13 protein-coding genes and 3 tRNA genes are annotated in these 19,582 nt (G+C 44.0%); 3 read left to right on the plus strand and 13 right to left on the minus strand.

What is annotated here, in order from left to right:
- Positions 1–5: 5 nt before the first annotated feature.
- From RCH20_RS05395 to RCH20_RS05450, 12 genes are all read right to left on the minus strand, one after another.
- Positions 6–1,418 (minus strand): phospholipase A, encoded by a 1,413-nt coding sequence (locus tag RCH20_RS05395; RefSeq protein WP_327192849.1) that lies wholly within the window; start codon positions 1,416–1,418, stop codon positions 6–8.
- A 409-nt stretch (positions 1,419–1,827) separates the two neighbouring features.
- The gene (locus RCH20_RS05400) at positions 1,828–2,487 is read right to left on the minus strand and encodes a DUF3465 domain-containing protein (RefSeq protein WP_327192850.1); all 660 of its coding nucleotides are present in this window, start codon (positions 2,485–2,487) and stop codon (positions 1,828–1,830) included.
- Between the two features lie 277 nt (positions 2,488–2,764).
- Positions 2,765–4,984, minus strand: coding sequence for a cytochrome c biogenesis protein CcdA (locus tag RCH20_RS05405; protein ID WP_327192851.1), 2,220 nt, complete (start codon positions 4,982–4,984; stop codon positions 2,765–2,767).
- A 48-nt stretch (positions 4,985–5,032) separates the two neighbouring features.
- A complete protein-coding gene (locus tag RCH20_RS05410; RefSeq protein WP_327192852.1) occupies positions 5,033–5,605 on the minus strand; it encodes a protein-disulfide reductase DsbD N-terminal domain-containing protein in 573 nt (190 codons plus the stop codon).
- Between the two features lie 454 nt (positions 5,606–6,059).
- A complete protein-coding gene (gene gspG / locus RCH20_RS05415; protein ID WP_442793100.1) occupies positions 6,060–6,575 on the minus strand; it encodes a type II secretion system major pseudopilin GspG in 516 nt (171 codons plus the stop codon).
- A 634-nt stretch (positions 6,576–7,209) separates the two neighbouring features.
- Positions 7,210–8,412 (minus strand): type II secretion system inner membrane protein GspF, encoded by a 1,203-nt coding sequence (gspF, locus tag RCH20_RS05420; RefSeq protein WP_327192853.1) that lies wholly within the window; start codon positions 8,410–8,412, stop codon positions 7,210–7,212.
- Between the two features lie 140 nt (positions 8,413–8,552).
- Positions 8,553–9,635, minus strand: a complete 1,083-nt coding sequence (locus RCH20_RS05425; protein ID WP_327192854.1) for a hypothetical protein — start codon at positions 9,633–9,635, stop codon at positions 8,553–8,555.
- Between the two features lie 483 nt (positions 9,636–10,118).
- A tRNA-His gene (locus RCH20_RS05430) sits at positions 10,119–10,194 on the minus strand.
- A 40-nt stretch (positions 10,195–10,234) separates the two neighbouring features.
- A tRNA-Arg gene (locus RCH20_RS05435) sits at positions 10,235–10,311 on the minus strand.
- A gap of 108 nt (positions 10,312–10,419) precedes the next feature.
- Positions 10,420–10,496: transfer RNA gene (locus RCH20_RS05440), tRNA-Pro, on the minus strand.
- A 245-nt stretch (positions 10,497–10,741) separates the two neighbouring features.
- The gene (locus RCH20_RS05445) at positions 10,742–12,481 is read right to left on the minus strand and encodes a 5-methylcytosine restriction system specificity protein McrC (protein ID WP_327192855.1); all 1,740 of its coding nucleotides are present in this window, start codon (positions 12,479–12,481) and stop codon (positions 10,742–10,744) included.
- Positions 12,482–12,490: 9 nt separating this feature from the next.
- The gene (locus RCH20_RS05450; protein WP_327192856.1) at positions 12,491–13,915 is read right to left on the minus strand and encodes an McrB family protein; all 1,425 of its coding nucleotides are present in this window, start codon (positions 13,913–13,915) and stop codon (positions 12,491–12,493) included.
- A gap of 529 nt (positions 13,916–14,444) precedes the next feature.
- On the opposite strand from RCH20_RS05450, the gene RCH20_RS05455 reads away from it, so the two are divergent.
- Entirely contained in the window at positions 14,445–15,155 is a 711-nt protein-coding gene (locus RCH20_RS05455; protein ID WP_327192857.1) for a DUF4442 domain-containing protein, read from the plus strand.
- Positions 15,156–15,276: 121 nt separating this feature from the next.
- On the opposite strand, the gene gspE is transcribed toward RCH20_RS05455, so the two are convergent.
- Positions 15,277–16,815 carry a type II secretion system ATPase GspE gene (gene gspE, locus RCH20_RS05460; RefSeq protein WP_327192858.1) on the minus strand — a complete coding sequence of 513 codons (1,539 nt, stop codon included), beginning with the start codon at positions 16,813–16,815 and terminating at the stop codon, positions 15,277–15,279.
- A gap of 284 nt (positions 16,816–17,099) precedes the next feature.
- Here gspE and RCH20_RS05465 point away from each other — a divergent pair, with 284 nt between their 5' ends.
- Entirely contained in the window at positions 17,100–17,924 is an 825-nt protein-coding gene (locus RCH20_RS05465) for a thiazole synthase (RefSeq protein WP_209958781.1), read from the plus strand.
- 224 nt (positions 17,925–18,148) lie between these two features.
- Positions 18,149–19,543, plus strand: a complete 1,395-nt coding sequence (locus RCH20_RS05470) for a WS/DGAT/MGAT family O-acyltransferase (protein WP_209955605.1) — start codon at positions 18,149–18,151, stop codon at positions 19,541–19,543.
- Positions 19,544–19,582: the final 39 nt, after the last annotated feature.

Here is a 19,582-nt window from a genome sequence, read left to right on the forward strand (position 1 = left end):
GTAGTCTACAAACCTTTCCAGTCATTCAACACTATCCCTAAACCGACGGTAGTATTTTCATGATTGTAGTCAATGAGAGACTCGCCATAACCATGGAACACTTGCAGATAGCCATTCACATTACTGGTTAAGGGATAAACGTAGTCAAGCTGTACCGCGCCCTTATCCGTCTTGGTATTGTAGCGTACTGTACCACCGATGCTTTGTTTGCTTGGCAAGTTATATAAGAAAGTTACGTCGCCATAACCCATGAAGTCTTCGATATCAGAGTTGTCATCATCACTGCCATTCTCTTCACCTATTCGCGTCCAAAGTTTTGGCAGAATAGAAAAATTACCCCATTCAGCAGCACCCATCAAAAACACTCGATTCCACGAGCGTGATAGAGGATCAGACTGCCCATTAGAATGATGCGACGCCCCTGCCCCTAGCATGCGCAAGCGTCCACCAAACGGTAAGTTGGCTTTCACAGGCTGAGTGATGAACACTTCAGGCTCATAATCAGTGGCACGAAAAGGTCGTGAGTTGTCTTCATTGTAGACCTGCCAATGCGACTGCTGAGTATAAGCAAACCACATATCAGCGCTGGTACCAAATAAATCCTCAGCGACTTTGGTTTTAAGAGACACTTGTAGCTTCAGCTCAGTAGAGCGCATTTCATTGGAGGTGAAAGGCTTTTCTAGCTGTCGAGTCGGGCTACCAGGATTGCGGTTGGGTTTGAAATTATAAAAATAAGGTAACAAATACATAGGACGATGCGGACGTACCGAATAAGTGCCACGCTCACTGTTTTTATCTAAATCATAGGCTAGACTTAGTGCGCTGAACTTGTCGATATCATCTTGAGTAACGCCCACTTCTTCTAAAATTTGCGCTTCATCTTTGACAAACTCACCCGTTTCCAAGTTGCCTTGGGTGAGTGGCTGGTTGGTCGCCGACAGGGTTTTGGCGTCGTCGCCTGCAGCAGCATTAATGGTAATCACATTCTCAGCTAATACTACTTGTGGATTGCCTGAGAGCGTACTTTGAAAGGTTTTTACTAGATCTACCGGCTGCTTAATAGTAGTGTAACTTGGGGTTTTGCCTTCTTGCGACACCTTATCAAAACAGGCTAGCCGCGCCGCACTGGTCTGCACTTGAGTGCATTCAAAAAACAATCGAGTCTGCTGAGCAACAAAGGCATCATTAGCCAGTTCACTGTCATTAAAGTCAGCATTAGGGTTGTTTAAACCCTTATAAATGGCCTGTGGCGATTCAGAGGCATTTATCGCTAGCGGTTCTACCTTCGATGAATCGTTAGTGGCTGCTTGTGCTGATAACGCAAAACAGCTGAGCGTCAAACCAATCGCCATAGTTAAATAAGTCGGCGTACCTTGATAGTTAATGCTTTGGCGCGGTGAATTCATACTGGCAAACATAGATGTCCTTTATCTTACTGGCATTGCAGCCAGCAGAGTATCTGAGGTAACTAACATATGAGGTAACTAACATATGAGGTAACTAACATAAAAGTTATCGTAACCGCTAACATAGGAAATAGAATAAACGATAGTAAAAATGAGCTAGAAAATAAACAGGACTTGGATATTGAGAACAGCAACAGTGACTTCAAAATTGTTGATTTATTGTAACGAAAATGTGTCCCAGTTGCTAGCAGCGATTGAGCATTCTATGGTCATTTTATAGGATATATTTTTTGGCTTGGAATTGATTGATAGTTAGTTGATAGTTAGTTGATAGTTAGTTGATAATTAGTTGATAGCAACTTAACAGCTGGCTGATAATAGGGGATGCAGGCAACTATAATCAACTGTCATACTCGAATGATTATTGATAGCGTACGCCATTACTATCAATCCAGCCGCCTTGATGGCGAGCAGCCGGATCGTGATGGGTCCAGTGTACCAAGCCGCCCTTATTATTATAAACATACTCGCCATAAAAGCTCAGCGAGGTCCCTTTAGAAACCTCAGCGACCCGCGGTGCCAAATCGATATTGTGTACCAACAATACCGTCTGCTTCGGACTAACCCCCTCAAGCTCGACCAGTATCTTTTGATGGCGGCTACCGTCGTTGTCGTCAGGCAAGGTCTTGATAATTGTCCCACAACCTTTAACCTGTCGGTCTGATTGCTGTGCTTTAAAAGCCTTTACTAGCGTCTCATTTTGACAGGCAGTAGCAACCGTTATGGCGCTGACATCTCTATTAACGTCTACGCCGCTTGCTATCGCCTCATCGGTTGGTGCGTCTGCGTAAGTAGGAACGATATCAGAGAATAAATCATCCTCAACTACAGCACTGACCCCATCATTATTAACGGGTTGGTCAGTGCTGCCTTGGAGGTTGTTTTGCTGGTCAGCAGACACGGAGTCGCTTGGTTGGCAGGCGCTAAGCAGCACTACGATAACAAGCAAACCCGTCAGTACGCCAATTGATAAATGCTGCGTTGGCCTGGCAACTGTAGCTACCACATTAAAAATAGTCATAGAGATAGAGTCAATTTATCTGGATAGTCTTAAGGGTATGGTTGAGTAAAAACTAACGTTATACCTTGGTAGCCATAGTTTATAGATGAACTACCTTAAAAACACTAGGGTACTGCTGGTATAAAATTTTTGCAGCCTCTGTCTGCGTAGGCACAGCAAGCAAGAAAAGTTTATACCAGTGGCAAGCTACTAAGTTTATACCAGTGGCAAGCTACTACAAGTGGCTCTGTTTTATATTGAATCAATTATATCAATCTATATCCCTCAGCATATTGCGTTATTTATTGAGTCTAGTCAACGTCTGTTCAAACTCTTGCCGACCAACCTCACCCACTTGCTTCGCAACTAGCTGATCCTCTTGATAGTATAGTAGCGTTGGGGGACCGAATAGCTGATAACGCGCTAAAATAGCTTTAGAGTCAGCGCTGGTCTCAGTGATGTCTAATTTAACCAGCTTCCAACCCTGCATTTGCGCGGGACGATTATAGAATAAATTTTTATCCATAATACGGCACTCAATACACCATTCAGCGGTGACATCGACTAAGACTTTAGGGTTTGCAGCAGTAATGAGGTCTAACTGTGCTAGGGTAGTAATAGTCTCGTCGGTCGATTTATTATTACCTATAGATTGACCATCAGTCGATTGGATCATCATTGACGCCGCGCCTAATGACGCTAACGGATGCAAGCTATCATCATTACCCAGTGCTGCACCGATGATCAAACAGGCCGCCCAAATACCCGCTACCATGCCCAGTGCTTGCGTGAGCATTCGGCCTTTACCGATCCAGCTCCATGCCCATGTCGCAACCACCATGAACCATAATGCCCATATCAGTAGCATCACTGGCGAGATAAAGACCCGCTCGATTAATAACAAAGCCACTGCGAATAACAATAAGGCAAAACCTTGCTTCACCCAGTTCATCCACTCGCCAGCTTTCGGTATAATTTTCCCTTGGGTAGCCCCAATTAATATCAACGGTGCTGATAAGCCAAAGCCCAGCATAAATAAGGCCACAAATCCTAGTAACGGACTACCGATGGTAGAAACGGCTAATAACGCCCCAAATAATGGTGCGGACACACAGGGTGAAACGATCAAGGCGGATAAAAACCCAGCCACTAGACTGCCGCCGGTACTACCAAGCTTGCTATCACCCGCTTGACTTAAGCCTTGCATTTTACGGGTAATGAATCGTGGTAAACGAACCGTAAATACTCCAAGCATATATAGGCCGAGTAATACAAATATAATAGCAAAGCTGATTAAGATAATGGGATTTTGTAGCCAGCCGATGATACCTAATGACTCGCCGAATACCGCAATCAATGCCCCCAAGATACCGTAAGCAGTGGCGACCCCTATGGCATAGCTAGTGGTTAAAATAACCCCTCTTTTGACTGTTGGGTTTTCCTCGCGCGCGACGATATTAGCGACGATGGGCAACATCGGTAGTACGCATGGGGTCAAGGCCAAGCCCAGACCCGCTAAAAACAATAAGCCTAATGCCAACCACGGATGAGAAGCCAGCCCGAACGGATCGCTTTCTACTAAATTATTGACTGCGCCAGCATCACCGTCAGTAGCGTCAGTAGCGTCAGTAGCGTCACCTAATACGCTACCATCTGCCCCAGAAATTGTATTGACAGTGTTTTCATTTAGAGAGCTGTATTCTAAAGAATCATCATCTATCAAGGCATAGTCAATAACCTCATCATCGGTTAGCGCTTGCCCCGCGTCAGACGTGAGGCCATTAGCATCAGTTACATTGGTAGTTGCTGATGTCGTCGTACCTGCAGCTACCACTCCATTCACAGAATTAAGGTTTTCTTGGGCGTTATTCGCAAGATTATTTTTAGTTGCAGAGTTTCTGGCAGCAGTGCCGACGCTATTTACCGCGGACTGTTGCGGTGCAGCAGCAATATTGACGGTAGTTTTGATCTTTTCAGGTGGATAGCACAGGCCTGCATACGCACAACCTTGCCAACCAATAACAATCGCCGCATTGTTTACGCTTTTGCCGCTACTATTGGTCAGCGTGGTGGTCGCCACTACATTGGCCTGATCAAAGACGGCTACTTGTCCATATGTTGGATCATCAATTGACTTAGGAGACTGACTAAAGCTAAAAGGCCCGGCGGTCACGCCAGCAGGCAAGGTTAGCTTAATTTGATCTCTATAGACATAGTGCTCAGGCGTGATATCAAAGTTAATGGCCAAGCGGGTGCCAATACTGGCAGGTTTGCTGCTACTACTGACTTGAAAGGCTTTGTCCACTGGCAAAAATTTAGGTTGAGTATCGGTTTTTTTGCTACCAAATAGATCGCTCAACCCTGCCGCTTGGGTGGTCATTGACGTTGCTGTTAGTCCGGTAAGCAACGAGCTACCAGCAATAACAAATGCCAATAAATAAGACTTTTTTGCAGGGCCATTTTTAGTTAGTGACGATGCTTTTAATAATGGGATGCTGTCTGGGGTCTTGATGGACATGAAGGGCTACCTATTTATTACTAATATTTGAATCGACCTATTCAATATTTATTTACGGGACACCGTAATATCAACCGTGGTTTTAATCTTCACTGGTGGATAGCATAATCCTGCTTCTGCACAGCCTTGCCAACCAATAATAAGCGGTGCATTCTTCGCCCCTTTACCATTATTGGTGGTCAAGGTCGTGGTTGCCACGACGCTTTTTTGCGTAAACACCGGTACCTGACCAAAAGTTGGATCATTAATTGAGACTGGCGACTGATTAAAAGTAAACGGGGTGGCGCTCACCCCTTTAGGAAAATTTAAAGTGAGCTGGTCTTTATAAACATAATGACCTGGCGTGATATCAAAAGCGATCGATAAACGCGTGCCCTTGGCCATCGCTTTAGAACGACTACTCACTTGAAAAGCTTTATCAACAGGCAAAAACTTCGATTGCGCCGTATTGCCATTATTACCAAATAGATCGCTTAGACCTGCAGCCTGAGTAGTCATAGAGGTCATTAATAAGCCGGTCATCAACGAAGTACTTGCGATGACCAGCGCCAGCACATAAGTCTTTTTAGAGTCTGGTTTTTTTGTTGGTACTGTTATTAATGCTGGCGTCTTAATTGACATAAATACCTACCTTTGACGGTTAATGTTTAAAATCAAAACTTACTGTTGATAGCAGGGTCACTAAGGACAAAAGACTGTCTAGCGCAGTATTGAACTTGTCATGTTTATTGCTATTGCTACCACGGCGTATAATAGTAAAAATACCAACCAATAACGCCTTATTGATTGGTACTTATTGATTGGTACTTATTGATTGGTACTTATTGATTGGTACTTATTGGTTGGTACTTATTGATTGGTACTTATTGATTAGTACTTATTAGTTGGTACTCATTAGCTATTAAATAGCCTGTTACGAACTGATGTACTATTTGATATTTGGTTGCTTGATATCAAGTTATTTGCCACTGAGCTTATTTATACGAATGACTTGCTGCTGTATTTTTTATAATGAGTTGCTTATTGATAGGTCATTTAGTATTAAGCTGTCTATAATAAATAACGCTAAGCACCACTACAGTCGGGCATAAATATCCGTATCTTGGCCTTCGCCACCTTGCTGTTCATCAGCCCCTAAAGAAAACAAATCATAAGGCCGACCTTCGCTGCCTGGAGCGACATACTGCATGTCGCTTTCCCAACCATCAGTAGGATAACCGCCTTTGATATAACCCCCTTCAGGATAATTTTTGGCGTCGGCGGGCGGCGTAGTGAGCGCATCCAGACCTTGAGCGGTGGTGGGATAACGCGAATTATCTATTTTATACATGTCTAGTGCGTTAGATACTGTCGCTAGCGCGGTCTCTGTCGTTTTTACCCGCGCTTTATCGCTTTGTCCAACTACTTTTGGTACGACTAGGCCGGCAAGAATGGCTAAAATGACAATCACCACCATAATTTCAATCAAGGTAAAGCCAGACTGACCTTGATGCATCTGGGCTAGCGTTTGGCGACCGTCAATGGCAGAATCAGACGGCTTATTATTAATCATGTACGGCTCGATAATATTTGGTTTGATTTGAGTATTCATGGTCATAATAGATGTCGTCACTGTTAGAAGCTGGTGCTTAAATAATGTAGAGATGAGTGCTTAAACGATTGTTACTATAGACCATGATTTTGTATTTATCTACTCTTCGCCGCGGATTATTGCCCAATCAATATCAAAATATAGCTCTTTGCATAGCCTTCGATAACACCTTTGCGCGATAGTTCAATCGTAGCGCGCTACCCTACTATTACTCTATCGTCACCCTATAGTTATTACTTAATTATGGGTACTTAAAAAGTGATAATATTAGAAGAATGCCGTTTCTAACAACATTCATTGCTAATACAAGTAATCTAATGCAGGCAACATAATATAATAAAACATAATAACGGCGACTATAGCTCAACTACTAGATGACTGGTAGTAAAAGCAGGGGCTAGACAACAATCTACAACATTAAGAAAAAATTAAGAAACCTAAATATAGGTTAAGATTAATTATTAAATCAGAAATAAATAGCAAAATTAATTTGGCGTAAGGACAGCGAGGGGATAGGTTTTAGAAGCCACAACTGAACGCCTAGAATTGTACAATAATAGGGTAACAGCTAAGAAGCCTTTTCTAAAATAGCAACGTAATAAAAATTAGAATTTAGCGTAATACGGAGTTGAACTTAACCTGCTAGATCGTTCATATTCACAATCGGTAACATCACCGCCATCACGATAATCATGACTACCACACCCATCAAGACTAACATCAGTGGTTCAAGTAACGACAATAAGGTACTGATGAAGTTGGTTGCTTCGGCTTCTTGCATGTTGGCTGCTCGGCTTAACATACTCTCAAGCTCACCTGAATTCTCACCACTTTTGATCATTTGCACCATCATCGGTGGAAAATATCGCGATTTATCAAGCTGGCTGGACAAGCTTGCGCCTTCCGTTACTCTATCAGCGGCATGGATAATAGTTTTTTGAATATGCAGATTGGTCGTGACCGCCGCCCCAATGTGTAATGCTTCTATCAAGGGCACGCCTGAGCGCACCAATATTGCAAGAGTACTGGCAAAACGTGCCGCGTTGAGACCTTTAGAAAGTCGAGCCAATATCGGTAATTTAAGTACGATGCTATCTATGGTCAGCTTACCCGCTTGGGTTTGAGCAAAGCGATAAGACAAAAAAGCCGCACCACCTAATACCAGTAGCATTAGCCACCACCACTGAGTGATGACATTTGACAAGGTAAGCACTATTTGAGTAATCAAGGGTAGCGCTTGCTCGGACTGCTCAAATACCTTGACAATTTTGGGCACCACAAAGCTCATTAGCCCCATGATTACGCTTACTGCCATTACCATCAGCACTATGGGATAAACCATGGCGCCTTGGATTTTCTTTTGTAGGGCAAAGCGATTTTCAGTGTAATCTGCCAGCTGATTTAAAATGAGATCCAAATGACCAGACTTTTCGCCAGCAGCAATGGTGGCGATATATAGGGGCGGAAAGCTAGCGGCTTGTTCTAAGGCGCGTGCTAGGGTTAGGCCTTCTAGGACGTACGAGCGTACGGCAAGCATTAAGGACTTAATGTGGGTTTTTGGCGATTGCTTGGCGACTGCTGCCAAGGTTTCTTCAAGGGGAATACCGGCCGCCAGCAACACTGACAGCTGCCGAGTTAGCAGTGCCATCTCATAAGCAGAGGGTTTTTTATGGCGGCTCTTATATTGGCTTTGCTTATCATGGACCGCGCTGACTTCGACTGGTATCCAGTGTTTGTCCCGCAGCTGCTGACGCACTTGCCGCGCAGAATCCCCTTCGAGCAAGCCTTTTTGGGACCCGCCTTGGTCATCAAGCGCTTTAAAATGATAAGCAGTCATAGCGGCAGATGTCCTAGGGCGGTCAAAAACAAACAGTGCAGGGGTGGTTATTTTTAGCGGTACTCAATGTAGTAATGATAATTGTCGTAAGAATAAATGTCGTGATAATAAATATAGTAAGTGTCAATGGGTTTGTACGTTTAGAACAGCGGTGTGGAATCGCTACTATCCGGCATCAACCCTTGCAATAACAACACATCTAAATGCTGTTGTTGTAATTTTTTATCGAAGTCATTGACCTCAGCGATTAGCATTTTTTCAATACGCTTATCAGTAGCATAGACACTGAGGCGGGCGCAGATAACGGCCAGCTGATAGATACGTTTTTTACAGTAGCTGTCCAGCCCTTGTAGCAACCGCACCATGTGCGGGGTCTCCAGACTGGCATAATCATAATCGCCAACGACTTGCTCACCCAGCGTAGTGACGCCATAGCTGATAGACAAATGAGCAAAGAAATAGCAGCTGAATAAATAGCCAACCACATGACCGATATAATAACCGCGATCATAAGTGAAACTACTGACCCCAAAATGACCCAACACATAGCTGTTAAGACTGGCTTGGTCTTGGATAGGCTTGGGATGCTTAAGCTTACCAACGGTAGGAAAGCGTAGCGGATTGTGACCATCTTGAGTAGCGAGCTGCCAACCTGCTGGCTGCTGGGCGGGCATATGACTCACAATGTCAGCGATAATGTCATCAACCACATGCAACTGTTGCCATAAACGCTCTAGCGGTTCGGTATCAAGCAAACCACGCTTATCGAGCTGCTGTGCAAGCATATAGTGCTGATATTCTACGAACTGAGTTTTGATGGTTTGCACCAAATAAGTCGGGCGTGTATTGGCAGACGCTAGATATAATAGCTGCGTACGCTGATGCTGCGTACGGTAGAGCGCCACCCGTTGGCTTGCGACACTAGTCTCGCTAGTATCATTAGTCAGGCTTTGATTGGCAGATATTTGAGCAGAAGCGCTGTTAGCAGATAATGTTTCAGTAGACGCGGCTTCAGTAGATTTCACCACAGCAGACGGCAACGTAAATAGCGCTAATAAAGTAGCTTTATCAGGTATTATAGGCGGGCTATTTTGTTGCTTATGCTGCGGCACATTCTTTGGATTGTACGGATTACTTTTAAGTTCGTCTTCATCTACAGCAGACGCAACAAGGCCTTGTTGGCTACTTGGCTTAAAAATTGGATTAAAGGTCGGTTGGGTCATAGCATACTATTACCAGCAGAAAATAAACGTCACCCGAATGACACGGTATTACCATAAAAACAAGCTACCCCGCCTAGGCGACTGACTACTATATAGTACCTGAACCTAAGCAAATTGTCAGCTTTGCAGCCTCCAAGAAATGATTGGCAACAAAATACCCTCAAAGCCTACTTTTCAAAGACTTATTCTCGAAGAATCACTCTCAAAAAATCGTTCTCAAAAAAAAGAGCATTAGAGCATTAAGGTCATTTGATATATAGTTAAAATACCTTAAAAACGCGACGGTACTGCTGGTATACGCTTTTTGCAGCCTCTGTCTGCGTAGGCACAGCAAGCAAGAAAAACGTATGCCAGCAGTAGGTTATGTATCGATATTACTTTTCATTGACTATATAAACGTAGAAATAGGCGCTATGGCCAAAAGACAGGCACAAAAAAATGCCAAATATGGCACTGACTGTGTAAATGAGGGGATAAAAAATATGGGGCGACTGATGGGACTCGAACCCACGACAACCGAGATCACAACCCGGGGCTCTACCAACTGAGCTACAACCGCCATAACTATTGCCAATAATAGGCAAGATTTTCAGGCTAAATGGTGCGCCTGGCAGGATTCGAACCTGCGGCCACCTCCTTAGAAGGGAGATGCTCTATCCAGCTGAGCTACAGGCGCTCTTAAGGGCTTTTTATATATTCAGGCTACAGTCAAAATACATATACTAAAATATCACAGACTAAACCATTATACATAAAAAAAAGCCTGTAAGGCTCTTAAAATAGATGGTCGGAGTGATAGGATTCGAACCTACGACCCTCTGGTCCCAAACCAGATGCGCTACCAAACTGCGCCACACTCCGATGTACTCTATTATCTCGATAGTTTATTGATTAACTGGTCGTTGGCATTGCCGCTAACTGGTTAATGTTCCTCGCTATCGAGGTGCACATATTAAAGGGTAAGGTAGCTTGTGTCAACAGCTATTTTTGATTAATTTAATAAACTTGCCTAAATTTTATATAACTGTAGAGAAACACTGTTCCAGTAGGGAAAATTTTACTCAGCGGTATCGTTAGGGAGGGCAGTTTTCATCTAGTAACAGTCATTACTCATTGTTTAAATCGTTGTTTAAATCATTGTTTAAATCATTGTTTAAATCATTGTTTAAGTCACTGTTTAGGCCGCTGTCCAAATTTTGCTGCGGCCAACCATTAGGTGTTCCAGTCAGGACATTAAACGGCATTAGCCATAGCTTAGCGTAACTTGCATTATCGCTACCCCCACTATCCAGGTAGCTCTGTTGACTTAACGCTAGCGGTTGCCGAGTGTTGTCTGTTACCGGATATACCAGCCAGACTTGCTGTGCCTGATAGGCCTGCGCATAACTGCTCAACTGATAAGCATCACTAGCGCTGATAGCACCTGAGTGAGACAAGTGTTTCCATTTAATATCAATAACATGGCTGTGAACGCGGCTACAAATATGCGAATTATCGGCTATAGCGTCATTAACATCGGCATGATAAATCAATAAGTCAGGACGGATAGATAAGCGTGCTTGACCTGTCATATCACTGAGCCACAGCCGTTGCGGTTGATATAATGCTTGATAAACAGGATCAAGCTGACTGAATATCCTCGCTATACGCTGACTGGCCCATTGCTCAAAGGCCTGATTCATATCAATTAATAAACATAATCGCGGCGGTGTTATGGCTTGTCTTAGTAAGGTTTGGGTATTGATCCCACTACCAGAGTCTGAACTTGACTGCTGTAATAACCAATAGGCCAAGTCTAATAATTGCTGCACTGATTGTAATTGCTGTTGCTGCAACGGCTGAGCGTTGAGTTGACGCTTTGCTTGCTGATATATCTGCTCTAATGACCGCCGCTCATGATGACTAAGCGCTGCAATCTGTCGCCACGGGGACAATGCTGCAGAAAATAATGTTGCTTGTGCATAACTGTGATCAGGGCTGGCATGGTGTTTATAATAATTTTTATTGTCGGCGCTCTGATTCTCGGTGCTTTGATTATCGATGTTTTGATTATTGATGCTTTGATTATTGATGCTTTGATTATCAATAAAACTTGAGTGCTTAAGCTTGGATTGACCATAGCTTAATCCCCCCTGCACCATTGCTTCGATTAGCAGCAATGCACTTTTGATCAATCGATTACTCAACATATCTGGGCTCAGGACGCTAGTCTCACACATAAACTTGTGCGGTTGAGTACCGTTGCGCCGTAGTTGCTCCTTAATGAGCAGTTTGCCTTGAAGTGAGGACTGATTATGAATCTGCGCCTGATAATGCTTAATAGGCTGATAACGAGACAGACGCTGTAAAAACTGCGCGACCAACCACTGCGACAGCGGTGGTGCTGGTATCGGTAAAGGCGCTACATTATTACTCAATTGACCTAAATTTTTGGTATTAGGCCGCTTGCGGTTATTGCCATCAGTCAAATCTGACAGCATACGCTGTACCCATTGACGAGTCTGTAAAATATCACTGTGGTTTCTAGGCTGCCGTGTGCCTTGTTCTCCAACAGGCTTGGGCAATATTTCAAGGGTCAGGCCACTAGGCAGTAAAATAAGTCCAATATAGTGACCCACTTTAAGCTGCCATTGTCCGCGTTGGCGCTTAATACTAAATACTGCGAACTCTTGGGTGAGCAGCCATGTAAAGTCAGAATCTTGTGCAAAATCATGACTGGTTAAACGTTGATGCTCGAATACAGTGATGATCAATGCATCAGAGGTATAAGGGGTATCAGAGGTATAAGGAGTATCGATACTTAACATAGGCTTATTTGCAGAATCATTTTGATTGCTATTCATCATTTATAGTGATTAATACAGGCGTTGATAGATAGAGGACAGCACGAACTCACCCATCTTTGCGACAAGGTCTGGATTAACTCTATACCCACCAGTGCTCATCGACTGGCCTAAAAAGGCATTTTGACCTGCGAACATTGGGGCTTGAGCTTTGATATTAGGCTGGTTATTGAGAGGGTCGTCTATCGCCACCTGGTTATCCTGGATAAACTGTGCACTGTAGGGCTGCTGCTCGTCTTTAAACAGGTACTGTAAAATGGCGATTTGCCCGCCAGCGGCTTGCGCTAACTGCGGAATAATCTGTTCAACCAATACCGACTGCAGCTGACTTAAATTCTGTACTGAGAACAAAAACGCATGGCCTAATTGTGCTTCCTGACCTAGAGTTTGCATAATACGTTGGTTTAAGCCAGATAACAGCTTGGCCAAATCAATCGCTGCTGACTTCTGCTCTGCCGAATTTTCATAAACATTGATACTGGGTAATAGCTCTGGCTGCGGCGGACAGTCAATAAAACGAAAACGCCGACGCAAGGCCATATCGAGTGGCGCTAACGAATGATCTTGAGTATTCATAGTGGCGTAAATATCGACATTCGCAGGGACGCTAAACGGACGCCCAGAATAAGCCAGATTAACTTGCATCGCATTTGGTAATCCGCTGCGTTTGTCTGCTTCGATCAAACTGAGTAGCTCGCCAAATACCCGAGAAACGTTGGCACGATTGATTTCATCGATCAATATTGCATAGCGCTGTTCAGGATCTCGAGCAGCGCGCTGACACAATGCCAAAAACGCCCCATCTTGAATGTCGTAGCTGATTTGTGCTTGTCTATTGATGCCAATCACAGGCCGAATGCCTTCTACAAACTCTTCATAACCATAGGCTTGGTGAAAGCTAACCATACTGAAGCGCTGCTTACTAAGACCCTGATTGTGCTTGGTTGTATTGTCAAGCTGTGCTTGCTTAAATTCTGTTAGCTGCTGCGATAACGTCGTTAATAGCGCCATACTCTCTGGTAATAGATACCATGCCCCGCTCTCATCTTTATCGAAATAAGCTTGGCTGGCTCGGTTTTTATAAGTCACCGTTTGCGACGTTACAGAACTGTGTATTTGCAGCACTGACCATGCGGTGTTGCTTAAGTTTTTGTCGCGAGAATTTTGTGCCGCTTTGGCAATAAAAAATTCGTGAGCAACAATCTCAGGAACCTTGACCAGGTCCTGATGCTCAGTTTTAAATTCTAAAAATATCAAGCACAATACGTCACGCCAGCTTAAATCTTGTAGTAACTGCGCGAGCATCTGGTCATCGTCCGCTGTAGGAAAATAATCGGTGTATTGCTTGGCAATTTGTAACAAGCGGTAGGTTTTACCAGTACCAGCGACCCCAGTATAAATAATATTTACAGCGTCATTGATGGACAGGTCATTCATAACTTAACTCAGCGCTGAAAAAGGGTTAAAAACAAAGCAGTAAAAATATGCATACTGTTTTTTGATAAGATTACCGATGCGATGTTGTAGGGGTAAGCCAGCAGGCTTGGGGGCTTGCGAACAAAGAATTTGAGCCTTGTCCTTCCAATCCATATACCAGCTAACGATCATTTTTATGTACGGTGGCAGATGACACTCAAGAGCCATCCAGATACATTTCTACACGTCCACTACTATCAGTTACCTTACTATTATTTTATGACTGTAGCAGTTTATGGTAATAATAGCAGGCATGCTTAAGTTAATGTACCATAGTTAACAACAGCCTTAAGCGGTCTCAAAAGACAGTTACTTAGAGCATAGATGCTATCTTGACCCTGTATCGAGTTCGATATAACGGCCAAAAGTTAATATCAGTTGATTATTTTTGATCAATCGTATTATCGTTGAACTCTGCTCAACCCCTGTTTTATCTAAATGCCTGTTTTATTTAAGCGATTGCCCCCTAATTCAAGTTGAGGAATTTTGTATGTCAGGATTACTAAAAAAGTTACCAGCCAAGCTGTCTACTAAATTACCAGCCAAGATATCTGACGCCCTCAGTCCAACTGCAGAACCAAACAGTACGCTCAAACCCATAAACAATCAATTTACCAAGTTGTTATCGGTCACTAAGTATTTACCTACGGGTGCGCGCTCTACTATTTTATCCAAAGCCTTTGGCAAGGTCGTACCGTATGTGGGCACGACTGGTGTTTATTACGAAACAGTAGACCCTAATAAAGTGGTGGTCAGTCTAAATAATAGCAAAGCAGTCCAAAACCATATTGGCTCTATCCATGCGGTTGCCATTACCCTACTGGCCGAGACTGCCACTGGTTTTATATTGGGACTGAACCTACCTTCTGATCGAGTGCTATTGGTTAAGTCGTACTCAGTCAATTTTTATCGCCCACTTAAAAAAGGTCAAGTTGCCGCTGTTGCTACTTTGTCTGACGAGCAACGCTTAGATATCTTGAATACGCCTAAAGGCGAAATGGTCATTCCCTGTGTCATAAATGACCGCGAGTCTGATAGTGATCGTGACCCCATCACTGTTGAAATGACCTGGGCCTGGGTACCTAAAGCTGAGCTAGAAGCGCGTCGCCAAGGCAAAAAAGACAATGCCTCATCGACTACTCAGAACATTGATGACTATAAAGGTGAGAATGAAAACGTTAGTGCGAATACAACAAATTAATTCCTAGAGACAGCCGCTTATCAAGCGGCAATAGCAGCACACGCTCAACAGTCTAATATTATCGATATGTAGCGCGATGCTGACCAATTACTCTATAGACTCTTTTTAACCAATCACTTTATCAAAGAATAGCGTCATCAGTTAAGGCGCTTTCTTTGGTCACCCGCAATACTTCCTCTAAGGTAGTACGTCCCGCTATCACTTTATGCAAACCATCAGCACGAATGGATGGGGTCTGTTGCCGTGCATAGGCTTCTAATTCATATTCTGCGGTATTGCTATGAATCATCCGTCGCAATGCATCATCAACAGGGACCACTTCATATATTGCGGTTCTGCCTTTAAAGCCGGACTGATTACACTTATCACAGCCAACGGCTCTGGGCAGATTGATTGCGGTTTCTACCAAATCTACACCCTCACACACAATACCAATTTCAGCAAATAATTTTGCTTGCTCAGGATCTGCCTGTTGCCACGTATGGCAATGTAGACACAGGGTACGTACCAGGCGCTGCGCGACCACGCCAATCAGTGACGACGATAGTAAAAACGGCTCAATACCCATATCTTGCAGACGAGTCACCGCGCCAATAGCCGTGTTAGTATGCAGAGTCGATAATACCAAATGACCGGTTAATGATGCTTGTACCGCGATCTCAGCAGTTTCAATATCACGAATCTCACCCACCATCACCACATCTGGATCTTGACGTAGCATTGCGCGCAGACTTTTAGCAAAGGTCATATCGACCTTGTTATTGACTTGGGTCTGTCCAATACCATCCAATTGAAACTCAATGGGATCTTCGGCGGTTAAAATATTACGCGTTTGGTCATTAAGATCAGTCAAAGCAGCATATAAGGTAGTGGTCTTACCCGAACCTGTAGGGCCAGTCACTAGGATGATGCCATGAGGTCGATGAATTAAGCGTTTAAGCTCACTATAATCGTTATCTAGCAATCCTAGATACGTCATATTAAGATGACCGGCTTGTTTGTCCAACAAACGCATCACTACCCGTTCGCCGAAGCTGGAAGGTAAAGTAGATACCCGCACATCGACTTCGCGCCCGGCAAGTCTTAAGCTAATACGTCCGTCTTGCGGCACGCGCTTTTCGGCGATATCGAGTTTGGCCATGACTTTGATACGCGACACCAATAATGGGGCCAGTTGACGTTTGGGTGTGATGATTTCTTTGAGTTCGCCATCGACCCGAAAACGCACTACCAATCGCTTCTCAAAAGTTTCAATATGAATGTCTGAGGCGTTAAGGCGAATAGCTTCTGATAGCAACGCATTAATCAGGCGAATAATGGGGGCATCATCCTGCTGATCCATCAAGTCTGCAGTTTCAGGGACGCTATCCGCTAAGCTATCAAGGTCAGGGTGATCTTCAAGCCCAGCGGCAATGTGCTGTGATTCGCCAGTATTGCCAGCGTAGGCCGCGTTCATGCGCTTTTTGAAAGCATCTGAACCGACACTTTCGTAAGTAGGTATACCGCGGACGCCTTGCTGCTGCAAAAACCGTACGGCCTCATTGATGGCAGATAACGGCGTTGCTGTAGTCAATATCAGTGTTGGCGGCAGCGCAGGATCAATAGCAAGAATAGCCAACAGCTGATGGCGTTTTGCGAAACTGTACGGCAGTTGCATCATAGAGGCGACCTGATAAGTGAGAAAGCGTGGTGGATCTAATATAAAAAACGTTGAGCGCTTAAAGGATTAAATCTAATAAACAACATAAGTAAGCCCGCATGAGTTTGTTATACTAACATTTTGTTTTGCTCAGCTAACATACCATTTACGATGCTGATTTATTTTTGCATTGAAGATGTCATTTGCCCCTTATCCTTGATATCTTACCTTGATGTTTGTTCTTATTTTAAGTTTTTATCTTTTATAGCTCACTTGTTATTAAGGTTCCACATATGTCACAAGTCATGACCTCATCTGCGGTTAACGCTGCCAACCCCATCTCTCTTGCTCAAGATACCTTTACCGTTGGTAGTCGGACGTTTTCGTCACGGTTACTCGTAGGTACGGGCAAGTATAAAGACATGACCGAAACTGGCATAGCGATAGCTGCCTCGGCAGCGGAGATAGTGACTGTCGCCATCCGCCGTACTAATATTGGCCAGAACAAGGATGAGCCTAACCTGCTTGATGTCATTTCACCGGATAAATATACTATATTGCCTAATACTGCTGGTTGCTTCGATGCCGAAACCGCAGTACGTACCTGCAAGCTCGCCCGCGAGCTGCTCGGTGGTCATAACCTCGTTAAACTGGAAGTATTGGGCGATGAAAAAAGCCTCTATCCTAATATAATGGAAACCCTTAAAGCGGCCAAGGTATTAATTGATGATGGCTTTGAAGTGATGGTTTATACTTCGGACGATCCGATAGTCGCCCAAGAATTAGAGAGTATGGGCTGTGTGGCCATTATGCCGCTTGGTAGCTTGATCGGTTCTGGCCTTGGTGTACTCAATCGCCATACGCTCAGTTTGATTATAGAAAATGCTAAAGTCCCTGTACTGGTAGATGCTGGTGTTGGTACCGCCTCGGATGCAGCAATTGCTATGGAGCTTGGCTGTGATGGCGTACTGATGAACTCAGCGATTGCCAATGCCCAAAATCCAGTACTGATGGCGCAGGCAATGAAACACGCTATTTGGGCAGGTCGTGAGGCGTTTTTGGCAGGTCGTATGCCGATGCGTAAAATAGCACATGCCAGCTCACCGCAGACCGGATACTTTTTTCAGTAAAATAAGTACTTCATAGCTTGCTGTCATAAATTTTTGAGTAGCCATTTTTTAAGTGATTAGCTGTCAGCTAATAGTCTTTTTAATGACCGTTTAATAGGGAAAATTTAATAATAAAAAGCGAGTAATGGAATACTAAAAAAACTTAACTTAACCGCTGTTGGTATTGATGCGCCGTCATAATGGCCACTTATAACGCACAGCTCATTGACCTTAAAGGACACGCCATGCGATTGTTGACGGCAGTTGATCAATTATTCTTACTTCTTGAGTCGCGTAAACAACCCATGCACGTTGGTGGTTTATTCTTATTCGAATTACCAGCAGGTGCACAGGACGCTGATAGCAATTTTGTCTATCAGTTGGTAAAGCAGATGCAAACGTCTACGGTGCCGCCAAGTTTCCCATTTAACCAGGTGCTCGAGCATCTATTGTTTTGGGAACAAGATGAGGACTTCGATGTTGAGCATCACTTTCGCCATATCGCCCTACCCAAACCAGGGCGCGTCCGCGAGCTGCTCACGTACGTTTCAAGAGAGCATGGGCGCTTGCTAGATCGTGCCATGCCATTATGGGAATGTCAGGTTATCGAAGGTATTGTGCCCGAGTCCGACGATAGCCCAGAACGCTTTGCATTATATTTTAAAATTCATCATTCCTTAGTTGACGGCATCGCGGCCATGCGCCTTATTCAAAAGTCGCTGTCACAGTCCCCAACCGAGCCCATGACTCTGCCGGTGTGGTCGCTAATGACGCGCCATCGTAACCAAGTTGATGCCTTAATTCCCGCTGCTCGCTCTGTGAGACGCATTATTAAAGAGCAACTGTCCACTATCAAACCCGTGTTTACCGAGCTATTGGACAATATCAAACATCATGGTGATGACGATTATGTCGGTACCTTCGATGCACCAATGAGTATCTTTAATCAGCGTATCTCAGCTTCTAGGCGAATCGCCGCACAATCTTATGAGATGCAACGCTTTAGCAATATTGCTCATGAGCTGGGTGTCAGTATGAACGATGTGGTTTTGGCAGTGTGCGCAGGCGCTATTCGCCGTTACTTGTTATCGATGGACGCCTTACCAAGTAAGCCACTCATTGCGTTTGTGCCGATCTCATTGCGCCGTGATGACAGCTCAAATGGTAATCAGATTTCATTTTTATTGGCCAATTTAGGCACACATTTGGATAATCCTATAAGCCGACTACAGCTGATTCACCGTAGCATGAATAGTGGTAAACGCCGTTTTAGCCGGATGAATCAAGCACAGGTTATTAACTACAGCGCTATCTCTTATGCCTGGGGAGGCTTCAACTTGTTGACCGGTCTGTTCCCCAAAAGACAAGCCTTTAACCTCATTATTTCTAACGTTCCTGGCTCCAAAAAGCCGCTGTACTGGAATGGCGCACCACTCAAGGCCTTGTATCCCGCCTCTATTATATTTAACGGCCAAGGAATCAACATTACCCTTGCCAGCTATTTGGATAAAATTGAATTTGGGATTATCGCCTGTAGTAAGCTGCTACCGCATGTGCAAGATATGTTGACCTTGATTGATGAAGAACTAGAGTTATTGGAACATGTCAGTAAAGAGAAGCCGTTAGAGTTGCCTGAATGACTTTAGTAGTTATTCATTATGATAGTGTTAATAGCAGCA

The organism is Psychrobacter sp. PL15, from assembly GCF_035984995.1.
Classification (GTDB): Bacteria; Pseudomonadota; Gammaproteobacteria; order Pseudomonadales; family Moraxellaceae; genus Psychrobacter.